General features: G+C 32.6%; 15 protein-coding genes. 13 read left to right on the forward strand and 2 right to left on the reverse strand.

Annotation, left to right across the window (positions count from 1 at the left end; genetic code table 11):
- From HMPREF0389_RS00905 to HMPREF0389_RS00920, 4 genes are all read left to right on the forward strand, one after another.
- Positions 1-1,614 (forward strand): M20/M25/M40 family metallo-hydrolase, encoded by a 1,614-nt coding sequence (locus HMPREF0389_RS00905; protein ID WP_014261860.1) that lies wholly within the window; start codon positions 1-3, stop codon positions 1,612-1,614.
- A 30-nt stretch (positions 1,615-1,644) separates the two neighbouring features.
- The gene (locus HMPREF0389_RS00910; protein ID WP_014261861.1) at positions 1,645-3,012 is read left to right on the forward strand and encodes an aminopeptidase; all 1,368 of its coding nucleotides are present in this window, start codon (positions 1,645-1,647) and stop codon (positions 3,010-3,012) included.
- Positions 3,013-3,184: 172 nt separating this feature from the next.
- Complete coding sequence (pyrR, locus tag HMPREF0389_RS00915) at positions 3,185-3,724, forward strand: bifunctional pyr operon transcriptional regulator/uracil phosphoribosyltransferase PyrR (RefSeq protein ID WP_014261862.1); 540 nt, start codon at positions 3,185-3,187, stop codon at positions 3,722-3,724.
- A gap of 13 nt (positions 3,725-3,737) precedes the next feature.
- Positions 3,738-4,982 carry a uracil-xanthine permease family protein gene (locus HMPREF0389_RS00920; protein WP_014261863.1) on the forward strand — a complete coding sequence of 415 codons (1,245 nt, stop codon included), beginning with the start codon at positions 3,738-3,740 and terminating at the stop codon, positions 4,980-4,982.
- Between the two features lie 137 nt (positions 4,983-5,119).
- Here HMPREF0389_RS00920 and tnpA read toward each other — a convergent pair whose 3' ends face one another.
- Positions 5,120-5,590, reverse strand: coding sequence for an IS200/IS605 family transposase (gene tnpA, locus HMPREF0389_RS00925; RefSeq protein WP_014261821.1), 471 nt, complete (start codon positions 5,588-5,590; stop codon positions 5,120-5,122).
- A 177-nt stretch (positions 5,591-5,767) separates the two neighbouring features.
- Entirely contained in the window at positions 5,768-6,850 is a 1,083-nt protein-coding gene (locus HMPREF0389_RS00930; RefSeq protein WP_049770186.1) for an IS30 family transposase, read from the reverse strand.
- Positions 6,851-7,094: 244 nt separating this feature from the next.
- Between HMPREF0389_RS00930 and HMPREF0389_RS00935 the strand changes: the two genes are divergently transcribed.
- The 9 genes from HMPREF0389_RS00935 to HMPREF0389_RS00975 all read left to right on the forward strand — a co-directional run bounded on the left by HMPREF0389_RS00935 (position 7,095) and on the right by HMPREF0389_RS00975 (position 16,995).
- Positions 7,095-8,303: a dicarboxylate/amino acid:cation symporter gene (locus tag HMPREF0389_RS00935; RefSeq protein WP_014261864.1), complete on the forward strand. Its 1,209-nt coding sequence runs from the start codon at positions 7,095-7,097 to the stop codon at positions 8,301-8,303.
- Positions 8,304-8,534: 231 nt separating this feature from the next.
- Complete coding sequence (gene rsmB, locus HMPREF0389_RS00940; RefSeq protein WP_049770189.1) at positions 8,535-9,896, forward strand: 16S rRNA (cytosine(967)-C(5))-methyltransferase RsmB; 1,362 nt, start codon at positions 8,535-8,537, stop codon at positions 9,894-9,896.
- Positions 9,897-9,908: 12 nt separating this feature from the next.
- Complete coding sequence (rlmN, locus tag HMPREF0389_RS00945; RefSeq protein ID WP_014261866.1) at positions 9,909-10,946, forward strand: 23S rRNA (adenine(2503)-C(2))-methyltransferase RlmN; 1,038 nt, start codon at positions 9,909-9,911, stop codon at positions 10,944-10,946.
- Between the two features lie 5 nt (positions 10,947-10,951).
- Entirely contained in the window at positions 10,952-11,698 is a 747-nt protein-coding gene (locus HMPREF0389_RS00950) for a Stp1/IreP family PP2C-type Ser/Thr phosphatase (protein ID WP_014261867.1), read from the forward strand.
- 21 nt (positions 11,699-11,719) lie between these two features.
- Positions 11,720-13,618, forward strand: coding sequence for a Stk1 family PASTA domain-containing Ser/Thr kinase (gene pknB / locus HMPREF0389_RS00955; protein WP_014261868.1), 1,899 nt, complete (start codon positions 11,720-11,722; stop codon positions 13,616-13,618).
- Positions 13,619-13,644: 26 nt separating this feature from the next.
- Positions 13,645-14,535, forward strand: coding sequence for a ribosome small subunit-dependent GTPase A (gene rsgA / locus HMPREF0389_RS00960; protein ID WP_014261869.1), 891 nt, complete (start codon positions 13,645-13,647; stop codon positions 14,533-14,535).
- Between the two features lie 49 nt (positions 14,536-14,584).
- The gene (rpe, locus tag HMPREF0389_RS00965; RefSeq protein WP_014261870.1) at positions 14,585-15,244 is read left to right on the forward strand and encodes a ribulose-phosphate 3-epimerase; all 660 of its coding nucleotides are present in this window, start codon (positions 14,585-14,587) and stop codon (positions 15,242-15,244) included.
- Positions 15,245-15,267: 23 nt separating this feature from the next.
- Entirely contained in the window at positions 15,268-15,930 is a 663-nt protein-coding gene (locus tag HMPREF0389_RS00970; protein ID WP_014261871.1) for a thiamine diphosphokinase, read from the forward strand.
- A 177-nt stretch (positions 15,931-16,107) separates the two neighbouring features.
- The gene (locus HMPREF0389_RS00975; RefSeq protein WP_014261872.1) at positions 16,108-16,995 is read left to right on the forward strand and encodes a DUF1385 domain-containing protein; all 888 of its coding nucleotides are present in this window, start codon (positions 16,108-16,110) and stop codon (positions 16,993-16,995) included.
- Positions 16,996-17,002 lie beyond the last annotated feature (7 nt).

The raw sequence follows: 17,002 nt of genomic DNA on the forward strand, positions 1-17,002 counted from the left end.
ATGAAAGAAAGAATAAAAAAAATCTTTGAAGAAAGTATTTCTATAGTAAGTTTCACGAATACAAAAACAGAACGAGATATTGAAGAGTACATTTATCAATATATGTCTGAAATGAAATATTTCAAACAGTATCCAAATAATTTTGGAATGAAAGAAATTCCAAATGATGTACATGGTCGTAGGGTAAATTGGGGTCTCGTAAACAGTGGAAGAAAAGAAACCGTTATTTTATTTCATCACCATGACACTGTAGATATTGAAGATTATGGTTCTTTACAGAATATTGCTTTAGAAAATGAACCCTTGAAAAAAGAACTATTAAAAATGGATTTACCGAAAGAGATTCAATCCGATATTTGTTCAAATGAATGGATTTTCGGAAGAGGCTCTTGCGATATGAAAGCATCTTTAGCCTTGCAATTAGCAGTATTGGAAGAATATTCCAAAGCAAAGAATCCTAAAGTTAATGCATTGTATCTTTCTGTTGCGGATGAAGAATCTTATTCTCAAGGAATGCGTTGTGCAATTACATTGTTGGCTGAACTGAAAGAAAAATTTGATTTAGAATATATTTTGGCAATCGATTCCGAACCTTTTGAAAGCAATTCTAATGATGTGAAAGGGTTACATGTCGGGACTGTAGGAAAGATGATGCCGACTATTGTAGCGCAAGGAGTAGTTTCTCATATCAAAGAACCTTTAAAGGGTATAAATGCTATTTCACTACTATCGAGAATTGTATCTACAATTGATTTAAACCCTAACTTGTATGAATGTGCCAAAGGAGAAAATTCTCCTTTGCCTTCTTGGAGTTATGCCAGAGATTTAAAAGAAATCTATGATGTTTCAACAGCATTGAGAGCAGCAGGATACTTCAGTGTACTGCATTTAGAAAGAAGTCCGAAGGAAATTATGGAAATCATCTATACATTATGTGAAGAAGCGATAGATGAGTTTTATGATAACTATGTTAAATTACAAGATAGATTTTGTGTAGAACATATGATAGCAAAGCCTAAAATATTGTTTTTTGAAGACTTGATGAAGTTGTGTCAAGAAAAAGAAGGTTTTGAATCTTTTTGGAGCCAATTAGAGCAAGACTCTGCAAAAAAATTATCTGAGGGAACAAGCTATCAAGATATTACCATTGATAACATTCAACAATTATTGGAATTCTATGGTAAAAAAGAGGCAATTATTGTTTTGGCGATTGCTGCACCATACTATCCTGCATTAAGCTCCAGAAATGTTAAGAATTCTAAAATCGAGATAGAGAAACTTGTTCAATGTTATGCTGACTATTTAAAAACAAATTATAACTTTTCACTAAATGTAGAAGAATATTTTATGGGAATCTGTGATATTAGCTACTGTGCTTTAGAAAAATCTTTGAAAGATTATACATCTGTTATGGATTCTATGGCAGTATCCAAGTCAGTATATGATATTGATTTTGAAAATCTAAACAAAATCAATATTCCCGGAATAAATTTAGGACCTTGGGGAAAAGATTTGCATAAATTTACAGAAAGAGTATACGAAAAAGATGTGTATGATACTATCCCTAATTTCTTATTATATTTGCTTAACAACATTGAAAAAATAAAAAAATAAGAAATTAGTATAAAAAAGAAGGAGTTTATTATGGAACACGAATTAAAATGGAATCAACTGAAAAAGCAAGAGTTAAAGAAAGTAGAGGAGTATGCTAAGGGATATATGAACTTTTTGGATTCTTCTAAGACAGAAAGAGAATGTGCGAAAGAGATTATTCGTTTAGCGGAATTGAATGGATTCAAAGATATAGAATATTATCAGAAAAAAGGAAAAATTACTGCCGGAAGTAAAGTGATGATAAATCACAAAAATAAGAGTGTGCTTCTTTTTGTGATGGGAACAGAGAGTTTGGAAAAAGGATTCCACCTTGTAGGATCTCATATTGACTCTCCAAGGGTTGATTTAAAGGCAAATCCACTATATGAAGACGGAAATTTGGCATTGTTAAAAACTCATTATTATGGCGGAATCAAAAAGTATCAATGGGGATGTATTCCGTTGGCAATGTATGGAGTTTTGTTTACAAAAAACGGAAAGATTGAAATTAGTATCGGCGATAAAGAGGAGGATCCTGTATTTTGTATTAATGATTTGTTAATACATCTTTCTGCAAAACAAATGGAGAAAAAAGCTTCTGTTGTATTGGAAGGAGAACAATTAAATGTTGTCTTTGGACACATTCCTGTAAAATCGGAAGAAAAAGATACTATAAAAAAGAATGTATTGAATATCTTGTTAAAAGAATATGGTATAGAAGAGCAGGACTTTTTGTCAGCTGAAATTGAAATGGTGCCTGCAGGAAAGAGTAGATTTGTAGGATTGGATAAAGGATTAGTAGGTGGATATGGGCAAGATGACCGTGTTTGTGCATATGCTTCTCTAAAAGGAATTTTAGAAATAACTTCTCCTAAGTATACAGCTTGTTGTCTATTTGCAGATAAAGAAGAAATTGGATCAACCGGAAACACCGGGATGAATTCAAAATTGTTGGAGAATGTAATTTCTGAATTGGTTGATTTAGAAGGAGAGTATAGCGGACTGAAAGTAAGACGTGCATTAAAAAATGCAAAAATGTTGTCTGCTGATGTAAACGCAGCATACGATCCGACTTTTTCAGACGTAATGGATAAACAGAACTGTGCTTTTGTCGGTGAAGGAGTATGCGTCACAAAATATACCGGAGCAAGAGGAAAAGGCGGTTGTAGTGATGCAAATGCAGAGTTTTTGCATGAAGTAATTACTCAGTTTAATAAAGCTAAAGTAGTTTGGCAAACAGGAGAACTGGGAAAGGTAGATGCAGGTGGAGGCGGAACCATCGCTTGTTTCTTAGCAGAGTATGGTGCTGAAGTTTTGGACTGTGGAACAGCTGTCTTAAATATGCATTCACCATTTGAACTTTCAAGCAAATTTGATATCTATATGACCTTTTTGGCATATCGTATGTTTTTATCATAAAAATATATTGCTTATTTAAGAAGAATAGAATATAATGTTAAAAAATAAGAGTTCCTTTAATTGATGTACGAGATACACAAAAGGTAAATTGCAAGTTTGTAAGATTGAGCTTTCTGTATCTTTTTGTGCAGAAAGCTTTTTTGTTGCAAAGTAAGAAAGGAGGAGATTGATAATGTTGAGAGAAAAAGCTATGATTATGGATCAAAAATCCATGGAAAGAGGAATTACTCGAATCAGTCATGAAATATTAGAAAAAAATAAAGGTGCAACTGATATTGTTATTATCGGAATTCATCGCAGAGGGATTCCGCTCGCAAAGAAGATAGCACAAAAAATATTTGAAATAGAAAACATACAAGTCTCGGTTGGCGGAATTGATATAACTAATTATAGAGATGATATTAAAGAAAAAAACATTAAAAATATTGAAAATGATATTTCCAAATTAGATATTAGCGAAAAAAAGGTTGTTTTGGTGGATGATGTACTTTACACCGGAAGAACAGTTCGAGCGGCTATGGATGCATTAATAGATATGGGGCGACCTAAGGCGATACAGCTTGCCGTTTTGATAGATAGAGGACATCGAGAATTACCGATTCGAGCAGATTATGTTGGGAAAAACCTTCCTACCTCAAAAGACGAAATTGTAAAGGTATATTTAGAAGAAATGGATGAGAAAACAGGAGTGTTTATTTTAGAAGAAGAATAATGGAGGAGTTCTTATGACAGATAGTAAAATAGTAGAAACAGTTGGAACGGATATCATTCAAGATACAACCCCGACGCAAAAAATTATACTGGCATTACAGCACTTGATTGCTATGTTTGGAGCAACGGTATTAGTTCCCATTTTAACCGGATTAGATATTTCTGTTGCATTATTCTGTGCAGGGATGGGGACTTTGATTTTTCATCTTTGTACAAAAAAGAAAATTCCTGTTTTTTTAGGTTCATCATTTGCGTTTATTCCTGTTATTGTTGTTGTGGGAGAGCAATATGGAGATTTGAGATATGCTCAAGGTGGGATTGTTGTTTCCGGACTGTGTTATGTAATACTATCTTTTGTTGTAAAGAAAATCGGTGCGGAAAAAATTACGAAATTCTTCCCGCCTCAAGTAATTGGACCTATGATTATAGTAATTGGATTTAATTTAATTCCCACTGCTTGGAATATGGCATCTAATCATTTTTTAGTAGCTTTTGTTACTTTAGCGGTTGCATTAGGAATTGCGAAATTTGGAAGAGGTTTTTTGAGACAGCTTGCAATTATTATCGCGGTTGCAACAGGGTATCTCTTATCGTTCAAATTTCATATTATAGATACCGATATCATTACAAGTTCTTCTTGGGTTCAAATACCGAACTTTACTTTTCCTAAATTTGATTTAGGAGCTATTTTAATCATAGTTCCTGTTATTTTAGCTGTTTTCATGGAACATGTCGGAGATATTACAACAAACGGAGCTGTTGTAGGGAAAAACTTCATAGAAGATCCCGGATTGAACCGCACATTGCTTGGAGACGGAATGGCAACGATATGTGCAGGGTTTTTGGGAGGACCTGCAAATACCACTTATGGTGAAAATACAGGAGTATTGGCAATTACCAAAAATTATGATCCCGGAATATTGAGAATTGCAGCTGTGTTTGCTATTCTTTTGGGAACTATCGGAAAAGTAGGTGGAGTGTTGAGGAGTATTCCTGTACCGGTTATGGGAGGAATTTCTTTGATGTTATTTTCAATGATTGCCTATATCGGATTTAAAAATATAAAAGATAAAAAAGTTCAAATGAATCCAAAAAATATTTTTATTATGGCAACTATTATTATCATAGGATTGGGTGGACATGTCGGCTTAAAGATAGCAATTCCAATCACACAAAATGTGTCGCTGTCAGGATTGAGCCTGGCTGCTTTAGTAGGTATTATATTAAATTCAATCTTATATCGAAAAGAATTAGTATAAATTTTTTACTATCTCAATATAAAGAAATAAATAAATATCCACCGGCATAGCCGGTGGTTTTTCATTTTCGGGCATAGCCCTATCTTAACTGGCAGCACACACGTGTGCTTTTTATTGGCCTGCCAGCCATGCATTTTTTATTTGCTACCCGTAAACGGGTCTCTCGGATCAAATATACTTAATTGATCACTTTCTCTATCTACTTTCAATTGATTTGATATATATTCCTGTATTGCTTTTGTATTTTTACCTACGGTATCTACGTAATATCCTTTACACCAAAACTCTCTGTTTCTATATGCAAACTTCATGTTTCCATATTTTTGAAATATCATTAGACTGCTTTTTCCTTTCAGATATCCCATGAAACTCGATACACTTATTTTTGGTGGTATACTAAGTAATAGATGTATATGATCGGGACAAACTTCTCCTTCTATTATTTCAACTCCTTTCCACTGACATAATGTTCTTATTATATCTCTTATCGCTTCCTTTTTTTCTCCATAAAAGACTTTTCTTCTATATTTTGGTGCAAATACTACATGGTACTTACAATTCCATTTGGTATGTGCTAAACTGTTATTGACATTATTTTGTTGAGACATTTTAATGTTCCTCCTAATCTATTCTGTTTTTCATCAGCTGGCAGGCTTTTATACAGTTTAGCACATTAGGAGGTTTTTTTTCACCGCTTAAGCTTTTTTGAACCACGCGACTATCGCGTGGTTTTCTTTATACAAAAAGACGAGAAGATATAAATAGCAAATCAGAAAGAACTAACCTTAAATTGCAATATCAAATTGAACTAATTCCTCATTATCATCTAAAAGTCCTAAGTTATTTAGTTCTTCTATAAAAACTTCTATAGGAGTGCGGTAATTTAGGATTTTTCTTGGCAAATTGTTCATCCAATTCATTATCTTTATATAGTGTTCTTCTTCATAATCATTTAATGATTTTCCTTTCGGTAGAAATCTTCTGATTAGGCTATTGTGCTTTTCATTTGTTCCTCTTTCCTGGGGATTATTGGGATGACAGTAATAGATGTTTCCTATATATGTTTTTTCAAGTTCACATAATTTCGCAAACTCTAAGCCGTTATCACTTGTTATGCTTCTAAATATTTTTTGTGGTTCCTTCAATCTGTTCAATGTGTTCTTTAATGTTTCATTTACTATGGATGCTTTTCTTCTGTTTAATTTTAAGATTAGTTCCATTCGACTTTTTCTTTCTGTTATGGTTATTAATGATGCTTCTTCTTTGTTTTTCTTTGGTATTACTGTATCTATTTCCCAATTTCCAAATGTTTTTCTTGTTTCTATTTCTTGCGGTCTTTCTTCTATACTTTTTCCAAGTTTTCTTTTGTTTTCTTTTACTCGTTTTTTAGCCGGTTTTCTTTTCACTCTTAAGGGCAAATCAATAGATTTTATTCCTATTAGACCTATATCTACATAATTGTATAATGTCTTGGTGCAGACTCTTTGACCTTCATATAGCTTATTTAACTTTGCATATCCACAAATTGCATCTAACGACCATTTTTCTTCATTAAACTTTTGCTTTACAAAGTCTAAATATTTGCTACATTTCAAGGCTTTAAATTTCTTTTTGCAATTTTTTCGATTCTTCTCATATACTAACTTACCTGTATCCGGATAATATACTTGTACATCATGTATTCCTTTTATTTGAGTTACTGTACCTCTTTTTAACTCATTTCTTATGGTGTTGGATGCTCTACGAAGTTCTTTTGCTATTTTGTATGCTGAATATCCTTTATTATGCAGAAGTTGAATTTGTCCTCTTTCGAAATCGTTTAAATGTTTATTTTTTCTTGAATTTGCTGTAGTATTATTATATTCCATAGTCATCACCTTTGGTTTTTTTGTTTTGTGGTGATTCAATTATACCAAACGTGATTTTCTATGGAATTTTTTTAGTTCATTTTCATTTTACAATTAACCAGAAAGAACTAACATTTTTTGAGTTGCTATTTTTTCTTGTAATTTTTTGTAAAATATGATTCAAAGAATTGACATAATTGTAATAGAACTAGTATGATGTTCGATAGGTATCATTCATATTTGAAACAGAAAGGAATTATGTTTTATGTGGAGTAGTCTATTTTTGAAGAAAAATTTATATTTTCGAATAGCTATTGGTTTTTTTGTTGGAATTTTCACGGGTATTTTTTTTCCTGTTCTATCTAAAAATTTGAAATTTTTAGGAGATATTTATTTGAATTTAATCAAGATGATGATAGTTCCTATTATTTTTTTCTCTGTAACAACCGGAATCTTAAATTTAGGAGATAGAAGAGAGTTTAAAAGAATTGGCTTTAAGACGATTTTTCTGTTTGTATTCATGTTTTTGGCATCATCTGCAGTTTCGTTATTAGTTGCTTATGCAATTCAACCTGGTCACAACTTGATATTGGAAAATACACCGACATACACCGGAGAATTGACAACGCCTTCTGCTGTTGATTTTTTTTCTAATATTGTTCCGAGTAATATTATAGATGCTATGGCAAAAGGAAATATTTTATCGGTCATCCTTTTTTCGGCATTGTTTGCGATTGCATCCGTTTCTATAGAAAAAGAATCGCAGAAAGTAAGAGAGCTGTTGCAGAGTTTTTCGTCAGTGTTTTTTAAAATTTTGGATTATGTTATGGAAACTTCTCCGCTTGGAGTGGCTGCTTTGATGGCATATTCTATCGCGGAGTATGGAGAAGGAATTTTCACAGCATTGAGCAAGTATATTTTGACAGCATACCTTGCATGTATTGCAGTATTTATCGTCGTTATGCTTGTTCCAACATTAGTTTATACAAAGATTTCTTTTAAAAGATTCATAGTAGGACTTTCAAAAATCTGGTTAGTGACATTGTCTACTACAAGTTCTGCCGCTGCATTACCGACATCATTAAAAATAAGTAAAGAAGAATATCTTGTCCCCGAAGAAATCAGTAATTTTGTTCTTCCGTTAGGTTGTACAATCAATATGTGTGGCGGAGCAGCTTCTTTTTGTTGTTTGGCGGTATTCGTATCAGGATTTTACAACATTACATTTTCTTTTGAACAAATCGTATATTTTGTTATTATTGCTACACTAATTAATATGGGAGCGCCCGGAATTCCGGGAGGAGGCATTATTTTAGGTGCATCTTTTTTGTCAATTATAGGATTGCCGTTTGACTTGATGGGTCCGATTGCAGCATTTTATCGATTGTTAGACATGGCGTTTACCACGATGAATGTTACAGGGGATATCGCAGCAAATTTATTGATTGCAAAATCGGAAGAAAAACACAGATAGTAAAAAGTCCGAAAAAAAGAATCAGTCGATTCTAAGTTGAATTATACAAGGTTCACTTTATATCGGAGACATTTTGAATATTTGTTTCTGTTTTTATGAAAATTTTCAGTTTTTAACAATGTAAAATAACCATTGGAATACGCTTGTTTTACATTGTTGAATAAGGATGTTATTTATGGTATCATAGTACTAAAATATGATGTTTATCACGCTTTCAGAAAGGAAATCCTATTGAAAAAACAATCCTTAAAAAAAGAAAAAAATAACGCTGTGCCTTCCGTTAGAAAGTTGGCATACGATAGTGTTTATGCAGTGAAATATAAAGGTGTTTATTCGAATTTATATATTTCCCAATCCATCAAAAAATACAGATTAATAGATAGAGATAGGGTTTTTTACACAGAATTGGTTTATGGAACCTTGGAAAATATTAAATTTTTAGATTATGTCATTGATAAGTTTTCAAATGTTAAAGTAGATAAGCTTTCCAAGGAAGTGTTGACTATTTTAGAGGTGTCTTTGTATCAGATTCACTATATGGATGGGGTTCAAAATTTTGCCGTAGTAAATGAAATGGTTAATTTGGCAAAGGTGGTGTGGCATAATGCAAGAATTCCTTCTTTTGTAAATGGAATTTTGAGAAATATTCTAAGGAACCCGAATGCTTTCGATATTTTGTTGCCACCTGGGAAAAAAAGACTCAGTATTGAATATTCAGTAAGTGAGTGGATATCAGAGTTGTTGATAAATCAATACAGTTTAGAAAAAGCAGAGGACATTCTATATGCCTTATCACAACACCCTGCAATCTATCTTAGAGTGAATATGAATAAAGTTACAACAGACAGATTAAAGGAAAAACTATGTTCTTTAGGAGTCGATACAGAGAAAGTGGTGGGATTTGATAATATATTACAAACGAAACATTTCAATGGAATTGAAAAAAATGAATATTTTTTGAAGGGATATTTTACGATTCAAGACATCAGTTCCGTTTGTTGTATAAAAGCACTTTCTCCTAAAACCGGAGAAAAAATATTGGATATTTGTGCTGCTCCGGGAGGAAAAACAACAGCAATTGCAGAAATAATCGGGGAAAAGGGCATTGTTTTTTCTAACGACAAGGGAGTAAATAAGCTAAACTTGATTTCTCAGAGTGCAAAGAGGTTATGTTTAGATAATATCGAGCTTTCAGATATAGATGCTTGTGAATTTCAAGAGAATTGGAAGGAAATGTTCGATCGTGTGTTAGTAGATGTTCCGTGTTCCGGATTAGGAGTTATTAGAAGAAAGCCTGAAATCAGATATAAACAGGGAGTAGAGTTTAAATCATTGTATCCTATTCAAAAAAAGATTTTAGATAATGCTTCACAATATGTAAAAAAAGATGGAATTCTTATTTATAGTACTTGTACTTTGAATAGAGAAGAGAATCAAGAAGTAATTCATCATTTTCTATCAACTCACACTAATTTTACCTTAGATGATATGATCATTCCAACACTTGGACAAGTATACGGAATGGTTGAGTTATTGCCCGATGAGGGTCAGTGGGACGGTTTTTTTATCAGTAAATTAAAGAGAATACAGTAGGAGTTTGATGATATGTGTGTTGATTTAAGAAGCATGGAGTATTATGAAGTAGAAGAAGTGGTGTTGAATTTAGGTGAAAAAAAATACCGTGCAAAACAAATCTATAATTTTTTAGCCAAAGGAGTTTCTTCTATTGATGAGATGTACACACTTTCAAAAGATTTTAGAGAAAAATTAAAAGAACGTTACTATATCTGTAAAACTGATATTTATCATAAACTGGAATCTAACTTGGATGGAACTCGAAAGTATTTGATTGAATTAGGTGATGGTAATTTAATCGAAACCGTTTTAATGATATACAAAAACGGACCTTCTATTTGTTTATCTACACAGGTGGGATGTAGAATGGGATGTAAGTTTTGTGCTTCCACAGTAGACGGTTTGGTAAGAAATCTTACACCGGGTGAAATCATCGGTCAAATGATTACCGTTCAAAAAGACTTGGGAGAAAGAATTGCAAATATTGTAATCATGGGTTCAGGAGAGCCGTTTGATAACTTTGATAACCTGGTTAAGTTTTTGAAATTGGTTCATGAAGATTATGGATTGCAGATAGGATATCGACATATCACTATATCCACTTGCGGTCTCGTTCCCAAGATTAGAGAAATGGAGAAGTTGGGAATTCCAATCAATTTGGCAATTTCTTTGCATCAAGTAGAACAAAATAAAAGAGAAGAGATTATGCCGATTGCAAAAGTGTATGACATTGAAGAATTGATTGAAGCAGGAAAGCATTATGCAAATGTTACAAAAAGAAGAGTTACTTATGAATATGCATTGATTGAGGGTGTGACAGATTCTTTAGAAGAAGCACATAAATTAGGAAGCTTATTAAAAGGGAGTTTATCTCTAATCAATCTTATTCCTATTAATCCCATAAAGGAAAAAAGTTTTAAAAAGCCTAATTTAAAAAGAGTACAGGCTTTTCAAAAAGTTTTATTAAATTATCACATTATTACCACAGTTCGAAGAGAATTGGGTTCGGATATTAACGGAGCTTGCGGACAGCTGCGCAGAGATGTCATTAATCGAGATAAGAGGTGAATCATTTGAAGTATAGTTTATTGAGCGATAAAGGAAATGTAAGAGAAATGAATGAAGATTACACTAAAAGTTTGAAAGTATCTGAAAATGCTCATTTATTCCTTCTTGCAGATGGAATGGGAGGCCATAACAAGGGAGAAGTTGCAAGTGAACTTGCCGTAGAGTCAGTTGTGGAATATTTTCAACGGCACAGGGAAATTATCTCTAATCTTCATCAAAAAACAGATCTTCCGAAAATTCAGGAGTTTATAAAAAGAGCTATTATTTTTTCAAATGAAAGGGTAAACAAAGAATCATTGAAAGAAGACCAACATGGAATGGGCACAACTCTTGTGTTATCTTATCTCACAAAGGAATTTGTCGTAATTGCGAATATTGGAGATAGCAGAGCTTATCTATATTGCGACAATTCTTTTGAGCAAGTTACAAACGATAATTCCTATGTTCAAGAATTGGTCAAGTTGGGAGTTATTTCCAATGAAGAAGCGCGAAATCATGAGAAAAAAAATATAGTTACAAGAGCCATCGGAACAGAATCCGGTGTAGAAATTGATTTTTATAATTTTGAAATAAAGGAAAAAGATGTTTTGTTGATGTGCAGTGACGGTTTAACTAATATGTTAAAAGATTTTGAAATAAAAGAAATCCTGGATAGGAAATATCTCCCTTCTTTTTGTTGTGAACAGCTGGTAAAGGAAGCAAAACAAAAAGGTGGATATGACAATATTTCTATCATTTTGGTGTATCTTTAAAATGGTATTCAAGAGGGAGTAGTGGAGAAATTGATAGGAAAAATTTTAGGAAACAGATATGAAATATTAGAAAAAATAGGCGAGGGCGGAATGTCTGTTGTCTATAAAGCGAAGTGTCATATTTTAAATAGAATTGTTGCGGTAAAAGTATTAAAACAGGAATATTCCAATGATGATGAGTTTTTAGTCAAATTCAAAAATGAAGCACTTTCGGTTGCAAAGTTAAATAACGGAAATATTATCAATGTGTTTGATGTAGGACAAGATGGAAACATCTCTTATATTGTAATGGAGTATGTAGATGGAAAAAATTTAAAGCAACTATTAAAAACGCAAAAGAAATTTCCCGTTGAACAAGTTCTTGATATCTCAAAACAGATTGCAATGGCATTAGAAGAAGCTCATAATAAAAAAATTGTTCACAGAGATATTAAAGCACAAAATATTATGCTTACTACAAAGGGTGTGGTAAAGGTTGGAGATTTTGGGATTGCAAAAGCAGTGAGCAGTTCTACAATTACAGCATCGGGAGCAATTATGGGATCTGTTCATTATTTTTCTCCTGAACAAGCACGCGGAGGGTTTGTAGACGAGAGAAGTGATTTATATTCTCTGGGAATCATTATGTATGAAATGGTGACAGGAAGACTTCCGTTTGACGGAGATAGCCCTGTTAACATTGCTTTAAAACATATTCAAAATAATATTACCTTCTTAGAATCTGATGATGTTCCTTTGGAATTGCAGGATATGATTCTGAAATTAACTCAAAAAAATCCGGATAAACGCTATTCCGGTGCAACGAGTTTGATTCAAGATATCAGTTATTTACAAGATGGTAAAAAAGTGCATAGGTATTCTTATGATGAAGAAAGTGATTATTGTACTAAAAAGGTTCCAACTTTAAAGCGGGATGATTTTTATCAAAATGCGATATCAAAAAATCAAGATGATATTGAGTTTGATTTTGAAAAAAAAGGCAGAAAAAAGCCTTCTATTGTAACGTTGCTTGCCATTATAACGGCAATAGGACTGTTGGGGATTGTTTTTTCTATGAGAGGATTTTTATTTCAATCATCAAAAAATACGATTCCGGTTCCTCATATTATAGGTTTGTCTGAGCAAGAGGCAAGAGAGACTCTTGAAAGAGCGGGATTGCAACTTAATGTTATAAAAACAGAACCTAATACAAAATATGAGAGCGGGCAGGTAACTGATACTAACCCCAATGAGGGAATTAAAGTTCCAAAAGGTACGATTGTAAATGTAGTTTTAGCTGATTCTTCAAAAGAGAAATTGACTTTAGAAAACTTTGTAGGACAGGATTTTACTGAAGTGGAAAAAAAGTATGTTGGAAAATTACAATTTAAAACAGAATTTATTCCCAGTACAGAACCTACAAATAGAATTTTAGAGCAACAACCTTCAGAAGGAACAGAAGTAGAATTAGGAAGTCAAATTATTTTATTTTTGAGTAAAAATGCAAATGATATTCCGATTTCCGTTCCGAATGTAGTTGGCAAAGATGCGTCTGAAGCCAAAGGAATTCTTTCTTTGTTCAAGGTGTCTGAAAGCTACAAAGAAGATAAAGAACAACCTGAGGGGGTTGTGTTATCTCAAAAACCGGAAGAGGGAGAACAAGCAAAACCAAAATCAACAGTGCATATTGTTGTAAATAAGTATGATCGTCCGAAAACAATAACAAAAAGAATTGTGGTTACTTTGCCGCGAGATAATGAAGTGGTTTCTGTAAAGATAACAGATCAAAATTCATCCAAGATAATTTTTAATAAAAATGTGACAGTCTCAGAAGTGGATGGCGTATTATCGGTAGATGTAGAAGGCTTACAAGGAGAAACAAAAAAGTTTGAAATTGAAATTGATTCAAATTTTTATGATACTACAGAAATCAGTTTTTAACATCATTTAGAAAGGACAAGTATTTTATGTTAGAGGGCATTATTACAAAAGCAATATCGTCCTTTTATTCAGTGGATACAGAAGAAGGTGTTTTCATCTGTAAAGCGAGAGGGTTGTTTAAAAATAAAAAACAATCTTTGCTTGTTGGGGACAAAGTAAACATTGTTATTACTGATAATGTTTCTAAAGATGGAATAATTGAAAAAATAATTCCAAGAACGAACATATTGATTCGCCCATCTATTGCTAATGTTAGTCACGCTCTATTGTTCTTCTCTATCAAAAATCCGGATCCAAATCTATCATTAATTGATCGATTTATTGTTTTAGCTCAAGAACAACAGTTGAAAATTACACTTTGTTTTTCTAAAGTTGATTTAGATGATGGAATAAGATTACAAAAACTATTGGAGATTTATAAAAAAGTAGGGTATCCTGTTATTTCTATCAGTACTTATGATAATAAAAATTTGGAGGAACTCAAGAATACTCTGAAAAGTCATATTACAGTGATAGCAGGCCCTTCCGGTGCAGGGAAAAGTTCTTTTATCAACACGTTAAGCCAAAATTTTAATATAAAGACAAATTCCGTCAGTAGTAAAATCGGAAGAGGAAGACATACAACAAGACATGTTGAGTTGATGAGGATAGGAACTGATTCGTGGATTGCTGATACTCCGGGATTTAGTTCATTGTCCTTGTCGCATATCCCATATACTGAATTAAAAGAGTACTTTTTAGAATTTCATGATTACGATTTAAATTGTAAGTTCTCTAATACCTGTCTACATTATAAAGAGCCGGATTGTTGTGTCATTAATGCAGTGAAAAACAAAGAAATTTCTTTAGAAAGATATCAAAGTTATCTGCAATTATTGGAAGAGATTAAAGAAACCGAGAGACGGAAAAGTTGGTAATAAATAGTATTGTTTGTTATATAATTTTTTAGGGATAGGGGTAATTGTTATGATAAAATTAGCACCATCTATACTTTCAGCAGATTTCAGTCAGTTGGCAGAAAGTGTGAAAGCGGTTGAAAATGCAGGATGTGAATATTTGCATATTGATGTAATGGATGGACATTTTGTTCCGAATATCACTTTTGGAGCCGTTGTTTTTGAAAAACTGAGAAAAAAATCAAATATGACTTTTGATTGTCATTTGATGATTGAACAGCCTGATTTATACTTGGAAGATTTTGTAAAAGCAGGAGCTGATATCATTACAGTTCATCAGGAAGCTTGTGTTCATCTCAACCGTACCATTCATCATATCAAAGAGTTGGGTTGTAAAGCAGGAGTAGCGATTAATCCTGCGACATCACCACAAGCATTAGAATATGTTTTGCAAGATGTAGATATGGTTTTAATTATGAGTGTGAATCCCGGATTTGGAGGTCAAAAATTTATTCCTCAGTCATTAGATAAAATTAAAAAATTAAAACAAATGATTGATGCAAAAAATTATAATGTAGACATCCAAGTGGACGGCGGCGTGAGTGTGGACAATATTCATGATATTGTAACAGCAGGAGCGAATATAGTAGTTGCCGGATCGGCCATTTTCGGAAAAGACAATATTCAAAAAGCGGTATCAAATTTGAGAGATTCAGCAGAACAATCTTGAAGAACAGGAGAGTAAGTTAAAAAATGAGTCTTTTAGGAAAGAAAGCAGCTATACTATGGAACGGAGATTTACAAGATAAAGAGTTTATTGTTTCTCGGTTAAATCACTTTGATATGATTATCTGCGCAGATGGGGCTGCAGATTTTCTGAAAGAATATGATTATTTGCCTGATGTCATTATTGGAGATTTGGATTCAATTTGTGAAGATACATTAGAATACTATAGGGAAAGACAAGTTGAATTTTTAAGATTTCCACCGGAAAAAGATTTTACGGATAGTGAGCTTACGATACGATATTTGTTAGAACAAGGTATTTATCATGCAACAGTATTCGGTTTTTCAGGGAGTAGATTAGATCACAGTATTGCAAATTTAGGTTTGTTATATTATGCTGTAAATCAAGGAATATCAATAAATTATATATCTCGAAGAAATAGAATAATGTGCCTAAAACCGGGGACTTATTTTTTTGAGAACCAATATAAATTTTATTTTTCTCTGGTTGCTCTTTTTGGAATTGTAAAGAATATTTCATTATCCGGTGCAAAATATTCTCTTTCTTCTTATACAATGAAACAAGGAGAAACTATTGGTATCTCTAATGAATACATCGAAAATATTTGTTTAGAATTTGAAGATGGACATCTACTCGTCATAGAGAGTGAGAAAGATATTTCTATCTAATATTTTCTTTTGGTGTATGGTATAATGACATTGCCGAATGAAACATTTCATAGGCAAAGTTTGAATTTTGGAAACTCAGATAATCTCTGTAATTCTTGATAATAAGGACTGTCAAGTCATAGTCTATGGTATTGTAAGACGGTATTTCTAATAATTCAAAAAATAAGGAGTGTGCTAATGAAAGAACCTGTCGGTGGACAAGCGTTAATTGAAGGTGTGATGATGCGTTGCGGAAAGAAAAAAGCAATTGCTATTCGTAAATCCAATGGTGAAATTCTTACAACTAAATTGAAACCACACATACTTTTTGAAAACAGTGTAATATATCAGATTCCGTTTATAAGAGGTATTTTTGTTTTGATAAATTCAATGATAGAAGGCAGTAAAGATTTAACTTATTCTGCAAGTTTTTTCATGGAAGATGAAGAAAATTCTAAATTAGAACAATTGTTGGAAAATGTTTTTGGAAAGTATGCTCAAAAAATAGTAGACGGAGCAATATTTGCATTCTCTTTTTTTCTTGCCGTTTTCCTGTTTGTTGTTTTACCTACAATGATAGCAAAGAATCAATCGCAAAATACATGGTTTATCTCGCTTAAAGAAGGAGTTATTAAAATATTGCTGTTTATTTCATATTTATTTTTGGTGTCAAGAACAAAAGACATGCATCGTGTTTTTCAGTATCATGGTGCGGAGCATAAGAGTGTATTTTGCTATGAACAAGGAAGACCGCTTACTGTAGAAAATGTTAGAAAAATGAGTAGATTTCATCCAAGGTGCGGTACTAATTTTATCTTTTTGATTTTGATTGTGTCTGTTTTGCTGTTTTCGTTTATTAATGTAAGAGTTGTGTTGGTCAGAAGTATCATCAAACTGAGTTTATTTCCGGTTGTTTCCGGCATTTCTTATGAACTTCTCAGAATAGCAGGAAAAAAAGATATCTTTGCTATCAAATTGTTTGTTTATCCCGGAATGTTATTGCAACGCATTACAACTCAAGAACCGGATGATAGTCAAATTGAAGTGGCAATTTCAGCTCTTTTGGCAGCAGTGGAAGAATCATAATCATGAT

It is taken from the genome of Filifactor alocis ATCC 35896, assembly GCF_000163895.2.
Lineage (GTDB): Bacteria > Bacillota > Clostridia > Peptostreptococcales > Filifactoraceae > Filifactor > Filifactor alocis.

Bases quoted from the DNA above. Each gene is read 5' to 3' on its own strand.
- rlmN (WP_014261866.1), top strand. From the start codon at position 9,909: ATGTGTGTTGATTTAAGAAGCATGGAGTATTATGAAGTAGAAGAAGTG.
- rpe (WP_014261870.1), top strand. From the start codon at position 14,585: ATGATAAAATTAGCACCATCTATACTTTCAGCAGATTTCAGTCAGTTG.
- rsgA (WP_014261869.1), top strand. From the start codon at position 13,645: ATGTTAGAGGGCATTATTACAAAAGCAATATCGTCCTTTTATTCAGTG.
- HMPREF0389_RS00905 (WP_014261860.1), top strand. From the start codon at position 1: ATGAAAGAAAGAATAAAAAAAATCTTTGAAGAAAGTATTTCTATAGTA.
- HMPREF0389_RS00975 (WP_014261872.1), top strand. From the start codon at position 16,108: ATGAAAGAACCTGTCGGTGGACAAGCGTTAATTGAAGGTGTGATGATG.
- HMPREF0389_RS00910 (WP_014261861.1), top strand. From the start codon at position 1,645: ATGGAACACGAATTAAAATGGAATCAACTGAAAAAGCAAGAGTTAAAG.
- HMPREF0389_RS00935 (WP_014261864.1), top strand. From the start codon at position 7,095: ATGTGGAGTAGTCTATTTTTGAAGAAAAATTTATATTTTCGAATAGCT.
- HMPREF0389_RS00970 (WP_014261871.1), top strand. From the start codon at position 15,268: ATGAGTCTTTTAGGAAAGAAAGCAGCTATACTATGGAACGGAGATTTA.
- HMPREF0389_RS00930 (WP_049770186.1), bottom strand. From the start codon at position 6,850: ATGGAATATAATAATACTACAGCAAATTCAAGAAAAAATAAACATTTA.
- tnpA (WP_014261821.1), bottom strand. From the start codon at position 5,590: ATGTCTCAACAAAATAATGTCAATAACAGTTTAGCACATACCAAATGG.
- HMPREF0389_RS00920 (WP_014261863.1), top strand. From the start codon at position 3,738: ATGACAGATAGTAAAATAGTAGAAACAGTTGGAACGGATATCATTCAA.
- pyrR (WP_014261862.1), top strand. From the start codon at position 3,185: ATGTTGAGAGAAAAAGCTATGATTATGGATCAAAAATCCATGGAAAGA.